Source organism: Rhizobium sp. BK008 (genome assembly GCF_014197345.1).
Classification (GTDB): Bacteria; Pseudomonadota; Alphaproteobacteria; order Rhizobiales; family Rhizobiaceae; genus Rhizobium; species Rhizobium anhuiense.
Window position 1 is genome coordinate 1 of sequence record NZ_JACIFK010000002.1, and the last position, 17,378, is coordinate 17,378.

Here is a 17,378-nt window from a genome sequence, read left to right on the forward strand (position 1 = left end):
CAGGGTGAGCTGCGAATAGCAAAGGGACATGCATATATCTCCAAGGCGAAGCCATTGTTTTTATAAGCATGTCGCACTTGGAAATAGAATGTACCTGGCTACATGAAAAAGTTGCATAATGCATGTTATGGAACTAAAATATATTTTAAATTACAATAGCTTGTATTAAATCGCGCGCGACCGCCCCGCGTTCCAAGACGCTCCCCGTCACAACATATCGCAACAATAAAGCGCAAACCGCAACACCGAACCGCAGCATAATGCATCGCTCCCAGCCGACTTGCCGGTTTGCTGACGCCCTTTCCAATCATCGAAATGACGAGGCACTTTAATGTACACAAAGATAATCACGCTGGCCGCCGTGGCTTTCTCGGCCGTGCCGGCTTTTGCCGCCGATGCCGTGGTTCAAGATCCCGCTTACATCCAGCAGGCACAGACCCAGTCGGCCTTCGACTGGTCGGGATTTTATCTCGGGCTTCAAGGCGGATACACCTCGACACATGCGAGCTATCTCAACGGTTCCGAGCAGGATCTGGATGGAGGTTCGACGGGTATCTATGGTGGATATAATTTCCAGCACGGTCCCTTCGTCTTCGGTATCGAGAATGACTTCAACTACAACTGGAAGGACGGGAGCGACGTTTCCCTCAAATGGGACGGCTCGGCGCGCGGGCGCGTGGGATATGCCTTGGACCGTACGCTGATCTACGGAACCGGAGGTTTGGCCGCGGCCGGTGGAGAAGTCGACGTGCCCGGCGTTGGCAAGAAGGACGACATTCTGATCGGCTGGACAGCCGGCGGCGGCGTGGAACATGCCCTGACCGACAATATAGTGATGCGCGCCGAATATCGTTATGACGACTTCGGACGCAAGGATTTCGGCTCGGCGCTTGGCGATTTCGAGGTCAATCAGCAAAAGGTCACGGTCGGCACCAGCTTCAAATTCTGAACGTCGATCCGATCACGCCTCGACATCGGTTGAGGCGTGATCATCTCCTGGTGTGCGAATATTGGCATTGCAGGCAATCTCTGATCTAGTCTCGAACTCTCTCCGCCGGGCAGTCCAGCCGCAGGCTCCTGATATTCGAAACGAGCGAGAGCTGTATTCTCATGACCACGCACCGCTTCATTCCGACAAGCTTTCACAATGTCATCGGCTCTCTTCAGCCGGCCCTGCATATTGCCGACGGCGATACGGTCGTCACCGAGACGCTCGACGCTGCCGGGCATGACAAGGACGGTATCAAGCAGGCGCCTGGCGGCAATCCGATGAACGGCCCGATCTTCGTGGAAGGGGCTGAGCCCGGAGATGCGTTGCGAGTCGAGATCATCAGCATGACCCCGACCAGGGATACGGGTTTTACACGCAGCGTCGTCGCGGCCAATGTCGTCGATCCCGAAGCGGTTCGTGACCTGCCGCCGCGCGATGTCGCCATCTGGGCCATCGACCGCGAGGCATTGACCGTCCGGCTTTCCGAGCCCGTCTCCGGCCTCGAAAATTTCGTTCTGCCTCTCGCCCCCATGATCGGCTGTTTCGGCGTGGCGCCCAGCCTCGGCCAGGCGATATCGACCGCGACCAGCGGCGAATATGGCGGCAACATGGATTATCGGCTGTTCGGCCCGGGCACCACGGTCCGCTTCCCGGTCGCGGCGCCCGGCGCCTTGTTCTTTCTCGGTGACTGCCATGCGGTGCAAGGGGATGGCGAGATCGTCGGCACCGGTGTCGAGACCACCTTCGACGTCACGGTGCGGCTGACGGTGGAGAAGAAGGCCGGCCTGGTCTGGCCGCGCGGGGAAACCGCCGACGATATCTTCACCATCGGCAATGCCCGGCCCCTCGATCAGGCGCTCCAGCATGCGACCAGCGAAATGCTGACCTGGCTGGCATCGGACTATGGCCTGGACAGGACGGCGGCCAGCCATCTGCTCGGCCAGGTGGTGCGCTATGACGTCGGCAACGTCTTCGATCCGGCCTATACGATGGCCTGCCGTGTCGCCAAGAAATGGCTGGTCGGCTGATAGAGATCATCGGAACCTACCATCCCTGGTTGGGCTCCTCTCCACGCCTGACATGATCGACTACCTCAGCCCGCGGAGCATGGGGAAGAAACAGTTCAAGAGCAGCGGAAAGGTCCGTGCGGCCGCGGCGGATTTCGCCGTCGCCGGCTTCCACTCCGATCAGGCCTTTATTGTGCACATCGGCGAGCCTGACGATCAGATCGGCGTAATTGTACGAAAGTCCTGCGCGCGTCAGCGTTGCCGGCCAATCGGCACGCGGCAGTTCGCGTGCGACGACGCTCCGGGTCATTAACCGCCCCAAGGCCGCAGCGATCTCGAGCGCCGTGTATTCGCGCGGCCCCTCGCCATGGACGATCCGCGGCGAATGTCCATGTTCCTCGCCGGCCAGCAGAAGGTCGGCTGCCATACCGCAGATATCGGCGGCGGAGACCGTCGGGAAAGGCCGCGATAGCGGCTGGTGCATGCTCGGCATTATGCCGGTCTCGCCAGCGATCTTCAGGTAGCGTGCCCAGTTTTCCATATGTTCGGCCGAGCGCAGAAAGACCATCTCGGTAGCGCATTGCCGGAACCGTTCCTCCATCGCATGGAACAGGCTGGTAATGCCGGTATCGATCGTCAGATGTGCGCCGTAATCCGAGATCGCCAGGACGCGCGGCGGCCGGGCGGCGTCGATCGCGTCCGCCATCCGCTCGATTGATCGCAGCATCTGGCGTCTGACATCGGCAGCATGCGGATTGATTGGGCAAATGAGCTGGACGGCTGTCGCATTCCTCATCGCGCCGGCCATGGCATCGGCATCGCCAATCTCGGCAATGGCGATCTCGCATCCGAGTGCTGCAAGTGGTGCAGCCTTGCCGGGATCACGGAGCACCGCCCTGACGGGAGCGCCCTCGGCCGAAAGCTTTGTTATCGTTGCCTTGCCGACCTTGCCGGTGGCGCCGAAGATGACAAACATTGTTCTCTCCTTCGCTTGTTCGCTATCGAAAGAGGATGCCTTGATGTCGTGGATCTGGCCTGCGCATTCGGCCGATCCGTTGCAGGATCGGCCATTTTTCGTCAATTGACCAAGCGGGCGATGGTGCCTGGGCTGATGCCGAGCAGCCGCTTCATGCAGTTTGCCATATGGCTTTGATGCGCAAAGCCTGCCGCCAGCGCGATCTGGCTCAGCGGCAGGCCAGAGGTCCGAATCAGTGCCTCGGCGCGCGAGACCCGGCGTTGCATCACATATTGATGCGGCGGTATGCCGAAACTATTTCGAAATTGCGTCTTCAGATGCGAGAGGCTGAGTCCGGCAAGACCGGCAAGTTCGGCAAGCGAAAGCAGCGCGTCGAGATTGTCCTCGATGTAGTCGGTAAGTATCCGCTTCTGACGGGGCGAGAGCGCTCTACCGGCATCCGCCGGGCGAGAACTGCCACTGCCGGCCTCGACCAGACGGAGCGCCAAGGCTGTTGCCAGCGTATCGGCATGGAGATGGTCGGACGGCTCGTCCGCTTCGAGCTCCGCTTTCAAGGCCCAGGCGATTGCCTCGAGCCGCTGATCGCGGAGCTGAAATTTCGGCGCCATCGCTTCCGCGGGATCGCGTCCGAGGTCGATGGCAGCCTGATGGAAAAGATCCTTGCTGATCTTCAGCCGCAGGATCATGCATTCGCCGTCGTCCTCCCAGACGCCATCCAGGCCGGCTGGCACCACATCGATATCGCCATGCTTCTGCAGCCGGCGATGCTCCCGCCCGTCACAGCGGCATTGCGCTCGCACAGGTCGGCCGACGTGGATTCCGAGGCGATGATAGGGTGTCCCTGCAATATGGGTGCGGCCGGGCGGAATGCGCAGCAGCTCGGCCTCCAAGCCGCGCCAGCCACGCCCCCTGCTCGTTGCAAGGATGGTCGCGCTTCCTGCTTGCGGATGATCGTTCATTGGTCCGTCCCATTCGCTTTCGAATGGGACGGAGACTATCCCAAGCGTCATTTCCGCGGCAAGAAGCGGATTGGGTGAGTTCTCAATCGTGCCGTGACAGGAAAGTGGAAACTGTCGTCAGGCAAAGCTGCTTTTCCTCGACATGCGGCATATGGCTGGAATTTTCGAAGAGCACCCATTCGCAGCCGGGAACGTGTTCGAGATAGGGCCTTACCACCAGGGGTGTCGCCTCGTCGTATTTTCCCGAGATCAGCAGCGTCGGGGCCTCGATGCGGTCGAGCCTGGTTTCGATCGTCCAGTCCTTCATCGTGCCGATGACGTGAAACTCGGTCGGGCCGTTCATGTTGCGGTAGACGGTATTGTCCTCGTCCATGATCGCGAAGGTGCGCGCCACTTCAGGCGGCCACGGCACTACGCGGCAGACATGGCGGTCATAGAAGACGCGCGAGGCGGCGATATAGTCCGGATCGGCGAGGCTTCCCGCCAGCTCATGCTTCAGCAGCGTGTCCTGCACCTCCTGTGGCAGTTCCTGCCTTAGCCGGTTCGCCTCCGAAACCCAGGTGTGCATGTTGGCCGGCGAATTGGCGATAACAAGCGCCTTCAGGCCTTCAGGCCGGCGCACCGCATGTTCGGCGCCGAGCATGCCGCCCCAGGACTGGCCGAGAAAGGCATAACGATCCTGAATGCCGAGATGGGAAAGCAGCGCATCCAGTTCTTCGAGGAACAGGCCGACCGTCCAGAAATCCGGACCCTTTTCCGGAAGGCGGGTGGAATTGCCATTGCCGAGCTGGTCGTAATGGATGACCGGGCGGCCGTCGAGAGCGGCGATATCCTTGAAGGAATCGACATAATCATGGGTGCAGCCGGGTCCGCCATGGGCGACGACGAGCGGCAGCTTGCCACTGGCAAGCGAACCGGTGACGCGATACCAGGTGCGATAGTCGCGAAAGGGCAAATAGGATTCTTTGGTCGTGACTTCGCCCACGGGCGTCTCCATCTCTTGGCCGTATGAAAAAAGCATAACGCGGCGGCAACGGTGAAGGCAGCTATCACAAGTTATAGGGTGGCCAATGATGGGTCGGCCGGTCTTCGAGCAGGCGGTAATGGGTGGCGCGCACCACGGCCTGGGTGCGGTTGCGGGCGCCGAGTTTCTTGGCCGCGGCGTTCAGATGCATGACGACGGTCGGCACAGAACGATCGATGATGCGGGAAATTTCCTTGGCGGAATAACCTTCCGCCGAATGGCGCAGGCATTCGCGTTCCCGCTCGGTCAGCCGGATCGTGCCGACGCTTTTCGCCCGCGTGTCGAAAAGCGTATAGGCGCTCTCATGGAAGACGTGGGCCAGCAGGTTGAAGTCGGCGATATAACGCAGGGCGTGCCGTTCGAACTCGTCGTTACCGCCGAAGCGGATGCCGGTGACCGTCGCATAGTCGCCGCGTGGCATATGGACCGGGACGGTGACGCCGGTCGACATGTCGCGTTCGCTCAAATAGCGCGTCACCGGCGCCGTGTCCTCGTTGATGAAACCCCTGATCAGCGTGTCGGCGTCCGGGTCGTAGTTCCAGAAGAAGGGTGCGGAGGTGCGCAGCGCCACCTGTTGCACCGGATCGATACGGAAATAGCCCTGATTGAACCAGTAGTCGTGCATGTCGTCGGAAATGTTCCTGAGCTTCAGCAGCGACGGTATCATGATCGCGCCGTCGAGATCGTAGGGCACCGGCGTGTAGTCGTAGATCAGCGCCTCGAAGCCGATCTGCTTCATCGCCTCGAAGGCCTGATCGATCCGGCCGTCCAGCGTTTCATGCGCTGTGAACTGCGCTCTGATCGTTCCGATATCGTCAAGCACGGGCTGCTCCAGTTTCGACGTGGCGCCCTACCCTATCACTTCTTATAGCTGGCACGGAACGCGATTTACGATAAAAAAATAACCACGCCCAAATATTGAGCAAGTGAAACCTTCTGCCGGAGCGATCAATGTGGCGTGAAATACAGCCGGACGAGCGATTCGAGATCGATGTCGATGGTTATCGCATCGTTGCTTACAGTTTCGGAGCCGGCAGTGAGACGGTTTTCTGCCTGAACGGCGGGCCGGGTCTGCCCTGCGATTACCTGCGCGAGGCGCATTCCTGTCTCGTCGACAAGGGCTATCGTGTCGTCGCTTTCGATCAGCTCGGCACCGGCGCTTCCGACCGGCCGGACGATCTCTCGCTCTGGACAATCGGCCGTTATGTCGAGGAGACGGAAACGGTGCGCAAGGCGCTGGGGCTCGGTAAGGTCCACATGCTCGGCCATTCCTGGGGCGGGTGGCTGGCGATCGAATATGCGCTGACTTACGCTCAGAACCTGAAGACGCTGATTCTCGAGGATACCGTCGCCGACATGCCGCATCTGATCTCGGAGCTGGAACGGCTGCGTGCAGCACTCGGTCCCGAAACCGTATCGATGATGCAGAAACACGAGGCGCAGGGCACCTACAATCATCCGGAATATCTCGCCGCCGTCACCATCCTCAACTACCGCCACGTCTGCCGTCTGCCGGAATGGCCGGCGCCGGTGCGCCGCTCGCTCGACGATTGGAACATGGCGCCCTACGAGACGATGCAGGGACCGAACGAGTTTCTCTATATCGGCAACCTCAAGGACTGGAACCGCATCCCCGATCTGCCGCGGCTGACGCTGCCGGTGCTCATCACGACCGGAGAGCATGACGAGTTGACGCCGGCCTGTGCCCTCAGGATGAAGCTTGCGCTGCCGAATGCCGAGCTGAAGGTATTTGCCAATGCCAGCCATATGCCGTTCTATGAGAACCCGCAGGATTATTATCCGGCGCTTCTCGATTTTCTCGCCCGGCACGAGGCACACTGATGCAGCACAAAGCGGAGCGAAGCCGACGAAAACAGAGAGGCGATCGCCGTCATGCATCGCTATAAATTCGTTCTGACGCGACCGCTGCAGTTCCTGCCCGTCATTTTCGGCATCAGCATCATCACTTTCATTCTGGTCCGGCTGATCCCCGGAGACCCGGCGCGCAACATCCTCGGCACGCGCGCCACGCCGGCGGCCCTTGCCAGCATCCGCGCCCAATACGGCCTCGATCAGCCGATGTGGCTGCAATATGTCTATTTCCTCAAGAACCTCGCCAATGGCGAGATGGGCAAGTCGATCCTCTACAAGATCGACGTGCTGAAGCTGATCGTTACCCGCATCGAACCGACGCTTGCGCTCGTCGCCGCGACCGTCGTGCTGTCGGCGCTGATCGCGGTGCCGATGGCGGCGATCGCTGCGCGCAATGCCGGCCGGGCCCCGGACCATGCGGTGCGCATCGTCTCGACCTTCGGCATCGGCTTTCCGCCCTTCTGGCTGGGACTGATGCTGATCATCCTCTTCAGCGTCGAACTCGGCGTGCTGCCGGTTTCGGGCTACGGCGCGACGATTGGCGAAAAGCTGTCGCATCTCGTGCTGCCGAGCCTGACGGTGGCGCTGTCGCTTTCGACCGTGCTGACGCGCAGCCTGCGGGCGGCGATGATCGAGCAGCTGAAATCGGATGTCGCGACGGCGGCGCGCGCCCGTGGCATGCCCGAAGGCATCGTCTTCTGGCGACATGTGCTGCCGAATTCGTTGGTACCGACGATCAACCTGCTTGCCGTCAACATCGGCTGGCTGATCGGCGGCACGGTGGTGGTCGAGAGCGTCTTTGCGCTGCCCGGCATGGGACAGCTGCTCGTCAGGGCGATCTTCTCGCGCGACTATATGGTGGTCCAGGGTGTCGCCATGGTCTTTGCCTGCGCCACCGTGCTCATCAACTTCATCGCCGACATCGTCACCGTCGCCGTCGACCCGAGGGTGAAGCTATGAGCATCGAGGCGATTGCTCCCGCATCTCTCGGCTGGCGCCGGTTCTTCGGCCGGCGGCTGATGCTTGCCGTCGGTGCCGGCCTGCTGTTGTTCTTCGTCCTGCTGGCGATCGGCGCGCCCATTGTCGCACCCTACGATCCGATCATGCAGAATGCCGATGTGCGGCTGCAGGCGCCTTCGCTGTTGCATCCCTTCGGCACCGACAATTTCGGCCGCGATATCCTCTCTCGCGTTATCTGGGGCACGCGCCTCGACCTGCAGATGGCGCTGATCGGCGTCATTTTTCCCTTCCTGATCGGCACGACGGTCGGCACGATTGCCGGCTTCTTCGGTGGGATCGTCGATGCGCTGTTCATGCGTCTTGTCGATATCATTCTCGCCTTCCCCTTCCTGGTGCTGATGCTGTCGATCATCGCAATTCTCGGCCCTGGCCTCGGCAGCTTCTATGTCGCCATGGCGCTGGTCGGCTGGGTCTCCTATGCGCGGCTGATCCGGGCGCAGATGCTGGTGCTGAAAAGCAGCGACTATGCCGTCGCCGCCGTCAGCCTCGGCTTCAGCCGCACGCGCATCATGTTTCGCCATCTGCTGCCGAACGCGATCGCCGGCTCGATCGTCTTTTCGATGTCGGATGCGACGCTGGTGCTGCTTAGCGGCGCCGCCGTCAGCTATCTCGGCCTCGGCGTCCAGCCGCCGATCGCCGAATGGGGCGTCATGGTCGCGGAAGGACAGAGTTTCATCACCACGGCCTGGTGGATCACGCTGTTTCCCGGCCTTTCCATCGTCTGTCTCGCCTTCGGCTTCAGCATGCTGGGCGATGCGCTCGGCGAGCTGCTGGGGGTGCACGAATGAGCGGCTCCGTACTCTCCGTCCGTGATCTTACCGTCAGGGCGCATGTCGATTCCGGCCCGCGCACGCTGCTCGATGCCGTCTCGCTCGATCTCGGCAAAGGCGAGATCCTCGGTCTCGTCGGCGAAAGCGGCTCGGGCAAGAGCCTGTTCTGCCGCTCCCTGGTGCGCCTGCTGCCCTCTTCGCTGCTGAAGATCGAGAGCGGCAGCGTGCTGCTCGAAGGGCGCGACCTCATGCGGGTCGATGATGGCGAGATGCTGAAAGTGCGCGGCGGCGAGATCGGCATGATCTTCCAGAACCCGACCAGCCATCTCGACCCGGTGATGCGGATCGGCGATCAGATTGCCGAGGGCATCCGCTATCATCAGGGTCTCGGCGCCCGCGAGGCCCGCGCCGCGGCGACAGATATCCTGGCGCAGGTCGGCTTCCCCGATCCCGCGCGCCAGTACGACAGCTATCCGCATGAATTTTCCGGCGGCATGCGGCAGCGGGCGATGATCGGCGTGGCGCTGTCCTGCAATCCGAAGGTACTGATCGCCGACGAGCCGACGACGGCGCTCGACGTGACCATCCAGGCGCAGATCCTGCGGTTGTTGATCGACATTCGCGACCGGCGCGGCCTGTCGATTATTCTGATCACCCACGATCTCGGCATCGTCGCCCAGACCTGCGACCGCATCGCCGTGCTGCGCGGCGGCAAACTGCTCGAAGAGGGGCCGAAGCGGACGATCCTGGCGCGGCCGCAGCATCCCTATACGATCAACCTGATCAACAGCCACCCTTCCCTGCCGGGCGAGACAGCGGCGCCGCTGCCCGAAATTGCCGAGGCCGGCCAGCCGGCGAGGCCCTTGCTCGAAATCGATGATCTCCACGTACGTTTCAGAGCCGGTGGCGCCCTGCTTAAGGGCGGCGCCAAGACGGTGAGCGCCGTTGCCGGCGTCAGCCTGCAGATCATGCCGGGCGAGACGGTCGGCATCGTCGGCGAATCCGGCAGCGGCAAGAGCACGCTTGCCCGCGCCGTGCTCGGCCTCACACCGCTTTCCTCAGGCCACGTCACTTTCGACGGCGTCGATCTGGCGCTGCAGAAGAGCGCGGGCCTCGCAAAGCTGAGACGCGAGACGGCGATGGTCTTCCAGGACCCCTATAACGCGCTCAATCCGCGGCTGACCATCGGGCAGATGCTGGCCGAGGTCCTGAAGGTGCAGGGCAAGGTCGCCAAAGCCGATATCCCGGCGCGGATCAATGCTCTGCTCGACCTCGTCGGCCTCGAACGCGAATTTGCCGGCCGCAAGCCGCGCAGCATGAGCGGTGGCCAGTGCCAACGCGCCGGCATCGCCCGCGCGCTGGCCGTCGACCCGAAACTGATCATCGCCGACGAGTGCGTCGCCGCCCTCGACGTCACCATCCAGGCGCAGATCATCGAGCTCTTCCGCGAGCTCACGGCGAAGATGAACCTCACGCTGATGTTTATCGCCCACGATCTCGCGATCGTCCGCAATCTCTGCGAACGCGTGGTTGTGATGTATCGCGGCGAGATCGTTGAGGAAGGCCGTTCCGAAGAGGTGTTCGCGCGGCCGAAGCATCCTTATACGGCGGCGCTGATCGCCGCCATTCCCGACATCGATCCTGACAAACCGCTGCTGCAAGGCGCCGGTGGCAAGGACGATCCGCAATCGATACCGATCCAGCCCATCAAACGCATGCCATAACAACGAAGGGAACGAATTCATGACAAACAGGTGGAAATCAATCGGGCTTGCAGCCTTGCTCGCCGGCCTGACGCTCAGTGCAAGTTATGCCGAAGCCGCCGGTGTGCTGACCATCGGCCGCCGCGAGGATTCGACGACATTCGATCCGATCAAAACCGCGCAGAACATCGACAACTGGGTGTTCTCCAACGTCTACGACGTGCTGATCCGCGTCGACAAGACGGGCACGAAACTGGAGCCGGGCCTTGCCGAAAGCTGGACCGCCTCGGATGACGGGCTGACCTACACGTTCAAGATCCGCGACGCGAAATTCTCCGACGGTTCGCCGCTGACCGCGGAAGATGCCGCCTACAGCCTGCTGCGCATCCGCGACGACCCCGCCTCGCTCTGGAGCGATTCCTACAAGGTGATCGATACGGCGGTCGCGACCGACGCGCACACGCTGACGATCAAGCTCAAGAACCCGTCTGCGCCGTTCCTTTCGACGCTGGCGCTTCCGAATGCCTCCGTCATCTCCAAGAAGGGCATGGAAACGCTGGGTGCCGATGCCTACGGCGAGAAGCCGATCGCATCCGGCGCCTTCGTGGTCGAGGAATGGCGGCGCGGCGACCGCGTCATTCTGAAGAAGAACCCGAACTTCTGGCAGGCCGACCGCGTCAAGCTCGACGGCGTCGAGTGGATCTCGGTGCCTGACGACAACACCCGCATGCTGAACGTTCAGGCCGGCGAGCTGGACACGGCGATCTTCGTTCCCTTCTCCCGCGTCGAGGAGCTGAAGAAGGACCCGAACCTCAACGTCGATATCGATGCCTCGACCCGCGAGGATCATCTTCTGATCAACCATGCGCATGGCGCGCTCGGCAAGAAGGAAGTCCGCCAGGCGCTGGATCTTGCGATCGACAAGAAGGCGATCGTCGATACCGTCACCTTCGGCCAGGGCACGGTCGCCAATTCCTACGTTCCGAAGGGCGCGCTCTATTACTATGCCGACAATCTGCAGCGGCCTTATGATCCCGAAAAGGCAAAGGAGATGCTGGCTGCTGCTGGCGCCTCCGACCTGACGCTGAACTATCTGGTGCGCGCCGGCGACGAAGTCGACGAACAGACGGCCGTGCTCGTCCAGCAGCAGCTGCAGAAGGCCGGCATCACCGCCAATCTGCAGAAGGTCGACCCGAGCCAGGAATGGGACATGATCGTTGCCGGCGACTACGACGTCTCTGTCAACTACTGGACCAACGACATTCTCGATCCGGACCAGAAGACCACCTTCGTCCTCGGCCACGATTCCAACAACAACTACTCGACCAATTACAAGAACGAGGCGGTGAAAGAACTGGTGGCCAAGGCTCGTCTCGAGCTCGACCCGAAGAAGCGCGAACAGATGTATGTCGAATTGCAGAAGATGGCGAAGGACGACGTCAACTGGATCGACCTCTATTACAGCCCCTATATCAACGTCTCGCGCAAGAATATCGAGAACTTCTACCAGAACCCGCTCGGCCGTTTTTTCCTGGAAGATACGGTCAAGAACTGAGTTCGGGCAGCATGCAAATGCTCCGCCGCCGTAAAGGCGGCGGAGCCTCATTTATTGCTGCGACACGTGGATGAGGCCGCTTGCTACTCGGCGGCCGCGAGCTTGTCCTGCGTCCTGGTGTCGAAGTCGCTGGCGTCGTGGCGCTCGTGCAACTGGCTTGCGGGCTCGCCGGAGAGGCGGTTGACCATCCGGCCGCGTTGCACGGCCGGCCTGCTATGAATGGCGTCGGCCCAGCGCAGCACGTTCTTATAGTCCTCGACCTGCAGAAACTCGGCCGCGCCGTAGGTCCAGCCCTTCACCAAGCCGCCATACCAGGGCCAGACGGCAATATCGGCGATCGTATATTGGCTGCCCGCCAGATACTCGCTTTCGGCAAGGCGACGATCGAGCACGTCGAGCTGCCGCTTCACCTCCATGGCGAAGCGGTCGATCGCATATTCGATCTTGACAGGCGCATAGGCGTAGAAATGGCCGAAGCCGCCGCCGAGATAGGGGGCGCTTCCCATCTGCCAGAACAGCCAGGACAGGCATTCGGCGCGGTCGGCTGGCTCGGTCGGCAGGAAGGCGCCGAACTTCTCGGCGAGATAGGTGAGGATGGCGCCGGATTCGAAGACACGGATCGGCTTCGGACCACTGCGGTCCATCAGCGCCGGGATCTTGGAATTGGGGTTGACCGCGACGAAGCCGCTGCCGAACTGGTCGCCATCGCCGATCTTGATCAGCCAGGCGTCATATTCGGCGCCGCTGTGGCCGAGCGCCAGCAGTTCCTCGAGCATGATGGTGACCTTCTGGCCGTTCGGGGTGCCGAGCGAATAGAGCTGCAGCGGATGACGGCCGATCGGCAGTTCCTTGTCATGCGTCGCTCCCGCGATCGGGCGGTTGATGCTGGCGAACTGGCCGCCATTCGCCTTGTTCCAGGTCCAGACCTTCGGGGGTGTATAATCGGAAGAACCGCTCATCTTTCAAACTCCTGGGATTGGTCAGACAGAGTGCGGCGCAGGTTGGGTTGCCGCATTTTTCCTGACATAGCAGAGGCGATGAGGTTTTGTCACAGGTGTCGGCGCGGTTTCACGCAATCGTCAGAGTCTTGGCAAAGCTGAAGAAAACCGCTGCTTCAGGCATCCGCGTCGGGAAGACGCCTGCCTGTTGTCGCTGAAAACAGATGTTCGCTGGCAGACCGCAAGGCGAAGCGGATCGTGTCGCCCGGCCTTACGGCGATGCGCTCGCGAAACAACATATTGACGTTTTCTTCCCCGATCCGGGCCCCCTCGATCCGGGCAACGACCTGCGTTTCCGCGCCTGTGGGCTCGACGACCACGACCTTCGCCGGTGTTCCATCATCGGCGATGACGAACTGTTCCGGCCTGATGCCATAGATGAGTTCTTCGCCGGGATCGGCCGTCCCGGGACGCAGCGACAGCGGCATGGCGACGCCGCTGTCGGTGCGAAAGATCGAAGGCGCGTCGGCCTGGATGCGGCCCTTGAGCAGGTTCATCGCCGGCATGCCGATGAAGCCGGCGACGAAGGTGGTTGCGGGGCGATCATAGATTTCCAGCGGGGTTCCGATCTGTTCGACAATGCCGTCGCGCATCACGACGATGCGGTCGGCCATGGTCATCGCCTCGGTCTGGTCATGGGTGACATAGACGGTGGTGATCTTCAGCCGCTGGTGAAGCTCCTTGATCTCGGCGCGCATCGCCACGCGCAGCTTGGCGTCGAGATTGGAAAGCGGTTCGTCGAAGAGGAACACTTTCGGATCGCGCACGATCGCGCGGCCCATGGCGACGCGCTGGCGCTGGCCGCCCGAGAGATGACGCGGAAGGCGGTCGAGATAGGGTTCCAGCGCCAGGATCTTTGCGGCGGACTGCACTCGGTGGCCGATCTCGTCCTTGGCCGTGCCGCGCAGCTTCAGGGAAAAGCCCATATTCTCGGCCACCGTCAGATGCGGATAGAGCGCATAGCTTTGGAACACCATGGCAATGTCGCGCTCCTTCGACGGCAGGTCGTTGACCATGCGGTTGCCGATTGAAAGCCGGCCGCCCGAGATCGTCTCCAGGCCGGCGATCATGCGCAGCAGCGTGGACTTGCCGCAGCCGGACGGTCCGACGAGCACGATGAATTCACCATCCTCGATATCGACGTCGACGCCGTGAATGACCGGCAGGTTGCCGTAGGACTTGCGGATGTTGTGAAGCGCAATCGACGCCATCATATTCCCTCCCCCACGAGAACAGGATGATTTCAGGCCGCGCCCTCGCCCTCATGATTGACCGCCGTGCGGGTGCCGGAGGAGAACATGATCAAGGCGAAGAGCGGTTCGGTACCGAGCGCGCGCGCCCAGTGCCTGATATTGCGGGGAATCCGGATGGCGTCGCCGGCTTCGAGCCGGTAGAGCGCATCGCCGAGCTTGTGCTCGCAATGGCCGGAAACGACGTAGAGGATTTCCTCGCAATCGGGATGCGAGTGCAGCTGGTTGCGCTCGCCGGGATTGATCCGGCAGGTGCCGAAGGTCATCTCGGCGCCGGGCGTGCCGTCACCAGTGATCTTCCAGTTGAGTTCGCCCCAGCTGGTCGGCATGAATTCGCCGCCGGCTTTCCTGAAAATGACATCGCTATCGGTCAAGGCTGTCGCTCCCCTGTCAGAGATTGGTGGTGACGCCGGCATCCGCGCGTCTGTAGAATTCGAAGAGCCTCATGATCTCGCGGGCGATTTCGAGCGTGCCCCTTGTTATCGGCGTGCCGGAGAGGATCGCATCCGTCAGATGCAGGATTTCGGGCACATAACCGAGATAAAACAGGTTGTTGTTGTAGAGCTGGCCGAGCGAATGCTCCGGCTCGTAGAACAGCGCCGCATTCTCGTCCGGCTGGATGAAGCTCGCGGCACGGCCATAGGACGGCAAGTCGGCCTTGCGGAAGTAGGTCAGCCGGCTGCCGTTTTCGACGATGGCGTTGGCGCCTTCGCCGATGATTTCGACCCGCTCGAAGATGCTGCCGCCCGACTGGCCGGCGGCAAGATGCAGCGTGCCGATTGCCCCGGAGCGGAAGCGCAGGCTGGTGACGGTCGCGCCCGTCGACGCTTCCCATTCATAACCAGCCCGTTCGATCTCGCCGCCGAGGAAGTTGAGGATCGCGCCCGGATGGTAGATATGGTCGAGAAAGCTCTGCATCTTGACGAGATCGGCGCGGTCTTCCTGGCTCGGCAGGCTCTGGGGATAGCGGGCATTGATCGAGGTTAGCCGGCCGAAACCCGGCGAGCCGATCAGATCCTTGAGCTTTTCGATTGTGGGGAAAAAGGTCTTCTTCAGGCCGGTCATCACCATGCGGCCGGCCGCGCTACTTGCCGCCTGCAGCCTTTCGATGTCCGCAAGGCTTGCCGCCGTCGGTTTTTCCATCCAGACGTGAGCGCCTGATGCAAGCGCGTCGAGCGCCAGGTCGGTCGCCTGCACCCGGCCGTCGGGATGATAGGCGGTGACGAGAAAGACCAGCTCAGGCTTTTCCCGTTCGAGCATCTCGCGATGGTCGGTATAGGCTTTTCCGGCGCCGAAGAGTTTTGCGAATTTCTCGGCGCGGCCGAGATCGAGATCGCAGATGCCGGCAAGCTCGACCGGCGCGTAACGCAGCGCCGGATAGACGTTGCGATAGGCATGACCGCCGGCGCCGATGAAGCAAGCCTTGATGCGGTGATCGAATTCGAAATTGTAGCGGATTTCCCGCTGGACATGATGCGACATGGTCAGCCCTTGATTGCCCCCTGCGTTAGCCCCTCGGTGAAGCGGCGCTGCATCAGGATGTAGAGAAGAATGATCGGCAGGAATGAAATGACGGTCCCGGAAAAAACCAGGCGGTAATCGGAAGCATAGGTGCTGGCGAAGCGGACGAGCCCGAGCGGAAGCGTCTGCACCTCGGGACTGATCAGCACGATCAGCGGCAGGAAGAAATCGTTCCAGGTGGAGAGCGCGCTGATGATGACGAGCGCCTGCACCGCCGGCGTCGAGATCGGCAGAAAGACCTTGGTGAGGATCTGCAGATGCGAGGCGCCGTCGATCTTGGCGGCCTCGATCAGATCATCAGGCACGCCGATGAAGAAGCTCCGCATCAGGAATATGCCGAAGGGAATGCCGTTGCTGACCTGCACCAGCACGATACCAGCAAGCGTGTTGACGAGGTTCAGCCCGAAAAGCACCTGATAGAGCGGGATGACGATCGCCTGGACGGGCACGGTCAAGCCGAGGATGAAGGCGTAGAACAGCCATTCCCGGCCGGGAAAACGGATCTTGGCAAGCGCATAGCCGGCCGGCGCACAGGTGATCAGCGACAGGGCGACGACGCCGATGAGATTGATGAGGCTGTTGCCGACGAGTTCGCCGAACCCGCCGATCTGCCATGCATCCAGATAGTTCCGCCACATCAGGTCGGCGGGCCAGGTGAAGGGGTCGGCCTGGCCGATCTCGGCCTCGGTCTTGAAACTCGAGACCACAAGCCAGACGAAGGGGGCTAGGATCAGGATCAGTGCCGGGGTCAGGGCCAGCGCCACCGGCCATTCGCGATGACGGACGCTCATTGCGAAAGCCTCGCACGCCAGCGGTTGAAGACGATGGTGATGGTGATCGCAAGCAGGCTGAGCAGGATGCAGAGTACCGCCGCAAGCCCGTGATCCTGGGACTGGAAGGCAAGCCGGTAGATATAGGTGGTGATCAGCTCGCTCTGGTAGAACGGCCCGCCATTGGTCATGACGAAGACCGTGGCGAAGCCTTTCAGCCCGTTGATCATTGCCAGCGAGACGACGAAGGTCGTCACCTCACGAAGCCCCGGCAGCGTCACGTAGATCAGTTTCTGGAAGGCGTTGGCGCCGTCCACTTCGGCCGCGTCGTAGAGCGAGCGGTCGATGTTCTGCAGGCCGGCGATGAAGAGCAGCATGTAGAGGCCGAAGCCCTGCCACGAGCTTGCGATATTGACGGAAAAGAGCACCAAAGCGGGATCGGACAGCCAGCCTTGGGTGAAGGCGCCGAGCCCGATCCGCGTCAGCGCGGTATTCAGCAGGCCGAAGAACGGATCGTAGATATTGGCCCAGATGACGCCGACCACTGCCAGCGACACCAGATGCGGCAGGAAGAAGGCGGTGCGGAAGAAGACCTGGGTGATCCGCAGCCTGCTGACGGCAAGCGCCAGCAGAAGACCGAGCCCGCCTGCCATCACCACATGATAGGCCAGCCAGAGGAAGGTATGGACGAGGCTCTTCCAGACGATCGGATCGTGTGCGGCCTTGGCGTAATTGTCGAAGCCGACGAAACTGGCGGAGGTATTGAAGCCGGCTGAACTGTTGAAGCTCAGCCAGAAGGTGGCGGCGATCGGCAGCAGGGTGAAGACGGCATAAAGGCCGAGCGCCGGCGCCATCAGCCACAATGCGGTGCGGGCATCGCCAGCGGATGAGTCAGATGTGGCAGCCCCCGTCGTCCGGCGTTTGGACATACGGACGGACAGGCCGCCCGTATGTCCCGCCAC

At 61.6% G+C, this 17,378-nt stretch carries 17 protein-coding genes; 7 read left to right on the forward strand and 10 right to left on the reverse strand.

Features of this window, described 5'->3' with window-relative positions:
- Positions 1-331 precede the first annotated feature (331 nt).
- Positions 332-949 carry an outer membrane protein gene (locus tag FHT69_RS11510; RefSeq protein ID WP_047613209.1) on the forward strand — a complete coding sequence of 206 codons (618 nt, stop codon included), beginning with the start codon at positions 332-334 and terminating at the stop codon, positions 947-949.
- A gap of 161 nt (positions 950-1,110) precedes the next feature.
- Positions 1,111-2,019 carry an acetamidase/formamidase family protein gene (locus tag FHT69_RS11515; protein WP_047613208.1) on the forward strand — a complete coding sequence of 303 codons (909 nt, stop codon included), beginning with the start codon at positions 1,111-1,113 and terminating at the stop codon, positions 2,017-2,019.
- 16 nt (positions 2,020-2,035) lie between these two features.
- Here the strand turns inward: FHT69_RS11515 and FHT69_RS11520 are convergent, their stop codons facing one another.
- The 4 genes from FHT69_RS11520 to FHT69_RS11535 form a co-directional block, all read right to left on the reverse strand.
- A complete protein-coding gene (locus tag FHT69_RS11520) occupies positions 2,036-2,974 on the reverse strand; it encodes an NAD(P)H-binding protein (protein WP_183905394.1) in 939 nt (312 codons plus the stop codon).
- 101 nt (positions 2,975-3,075) lie between these two features.
- Positions 3,076-3,933, reverse strand: coding sequence for an AraC family transcriptional regulator (locus tag FHT69_RS11525; protein WP_183905395.1), 858 nt, complete (start codon positions 3,931-3,933; stop codon positions 3,076-3,078).
- A gap of 82 nt (positions 3,934-4,015) precedes the next feature.
- Positions 4,016-4,918, reverse strand: coding sequence for a proline iminopeptidase-family hydrolase (locus FHT69_RS11530; protein WP_183905396.1), 903 nt, complete (start codon positions 4,916-4,918; stop codon positions 4,016-4,018).
- A 64-nt stretch (positions 4,919-4,982) separates the two neighbouring features.
- Positions 4,983-5,780 (reverse strand): helix-turn-helix transcriptional regulator, encoded by a 798-nt coding sequence (locus FHT69_RS11535; protein WP_047613206.1) that lies wholly within the window; start codon positions 5,778-5,780, stop codon positions 4,983-4,985.
- A gap of 128 nt (positions 5,781-5,908) precedes the next feature.
- Here FHT69_RS11535 and FHT69_RS11540 point away from each other — a divergent pair, with 128 nt between their 5' ends.
- From FHT69_RS11540 to FHT69_RS11560, 5 genes are read left to right on the forward strand one after another with little or no spacing between them, the layout of a single operon-like run.
- Positions 5,909-6,799, forward strand: a complete 891-nt coding sequence (locus FHT69_RS11540; protein ID WP_097543971.1) for a proline iminopeptidase-family hydrolase — start codon at positions 5,909-5,911, stop codon at positions 6,797-6,799.
- A gap of 51 nt (positions 6,800-6,850) precedes the next feature.
- Positions 6,851-7,789, forward strand: a complete 939-nt coding sequence (locus tag FHT69_RS11545; RefSeq protein ID WP_183905397.1) for an ABC transporter permease — start codon at positions 6,851-6,853, stop codon at positions 7,787-7,789.
- Positions 7,786-8,637 carry an ABC transporter permease gene (locus FHT69_RS11550; protein WP_183905398.1) on the forward strand — a complete coding sequence of 284 codons (852 nt, stop codon included), beginning with the start codon at positions 7,786-7,788 and terminating at the stop codon, positions 8,635-8,637. The genes FHT69_RS11545 and FHT69_RS11550 overlap by 4 nt, the downstream gene beginning before the upstream one ends.
- The gene (locus FHT69_RS11555) at positions 8,634-10,343 is read left to right on the forward strand and encodes a dipeptide ABC transporter ATP-binding protein (protein ID WP_127430098.1); all 1,710 of its coding nucleotides are present in this window, start codon (positions 8,634-8,636) and stop codon (positions 10,341-10,343) included. Before FHT69_RS11550 ends, FHT69_RS11555 begins: the two co-directional genes overlap by 4 nt.
- Before the next feature lie 19 nt (positions 10,344-10,362).
- The gene (locus tag FHT69_RS11560; protein WP_047613196.1) at positions 10,363-11,877 is read left to right on the forward strand and encodes an ABC transporter substrate-binding protein; all 1,515 of its coding nucleotides are present in this window, start codon (positions 10,363-10,365) and stop codon (positions 11,875-11,877) included.
- An 83-nt stretch (positions 11,878-11,960) separates the two neighbouring features.
- Here the strand turns inward: FHT69_RS11560 and yghU are convergent, their stop codons facing one another.
- The 6 genes from yghU to FHT69_RS11590 all read right to left on the reverse strand — a co-directional run bounded on the left by yghU (position 11,961) and on the right by FHT69_RS11590 (position 17,345).
- Complete coding sequence (gene yghU / locus FHT69_RS11565) at positions 11,961-12,836, reverse strand: glutathione-dependent disulfide-bond oxidoreductase (protein WP_063476155.1); 876 nt, start codon at positions 12,834-12,836, stop codon at positions 11,961-11,963.
- A 155-nt stretch (positions 12,837-12,991) separates the two neighbouring features.
- On the reverse strand, positions 12,992-14,086 hold the full coding sequence (locus FHT69_RS11570) for an ABC transporter ATP-binding protein (protein ID WP_063476265.1): 1,095 nt from the start codon (positions 14,084-14,086) through the stop codon (positions 12,992-12,994).
- A gap of 32 nt (positions 14,087-14,118) precedes the next feature.
- Positions 14,119-14,499, reverse strand: a complete 381-nt coding sequence (locus tag FHT69_RS11575; RefSeq protein ID WP_046635128.1) for a cupin domain-containing protein — start codon at positions 14,497-14,499, stop codon at positions 14,119-14,121.
- A gap of 16 nt (positions 14,500-14,515) precedes the next feature.
- Complete coding sequence (locus tag FHT69_RS11580) at positions 14,516-15,607, reverse strand: Gfo/Idh/MocA family protein (protein WP_063476154.1); 1,092 nt, start codon at positions 15,605-15,607, stop codon at positions 14,516-14,518.
- Positions 15,608-15,609: 2 nt separating this feature from the next.
- The gene (locus tag FHT69_RS11585; protein ID WP_063476153.1) at positions 15,610-16,437 is read right to left on the reverse strand and encodes a carbohydrate ABC transporter permease; all 828 of its coding nucleotides are present in this window, start codon (positions 16,435-16,437) and stop codon (positions 15,610-15,612) included.
- Complete coding sequence (locus FHT69_RS11590; protein WP_206114570.1) at positions 16,434-17,345, reverse strand: carbohydrate ABC transporter permease; 912 nt, start codon at positions 17,343-17,345, stop codon at positions 16,434-16,436. Before FHT69_RS11590 ends, FHT69_RS11585 begins: the two co-directional genes overlap by 4 nt.
- Positions 17,346-17,378 lie beyond the last annotated feature (33 nt).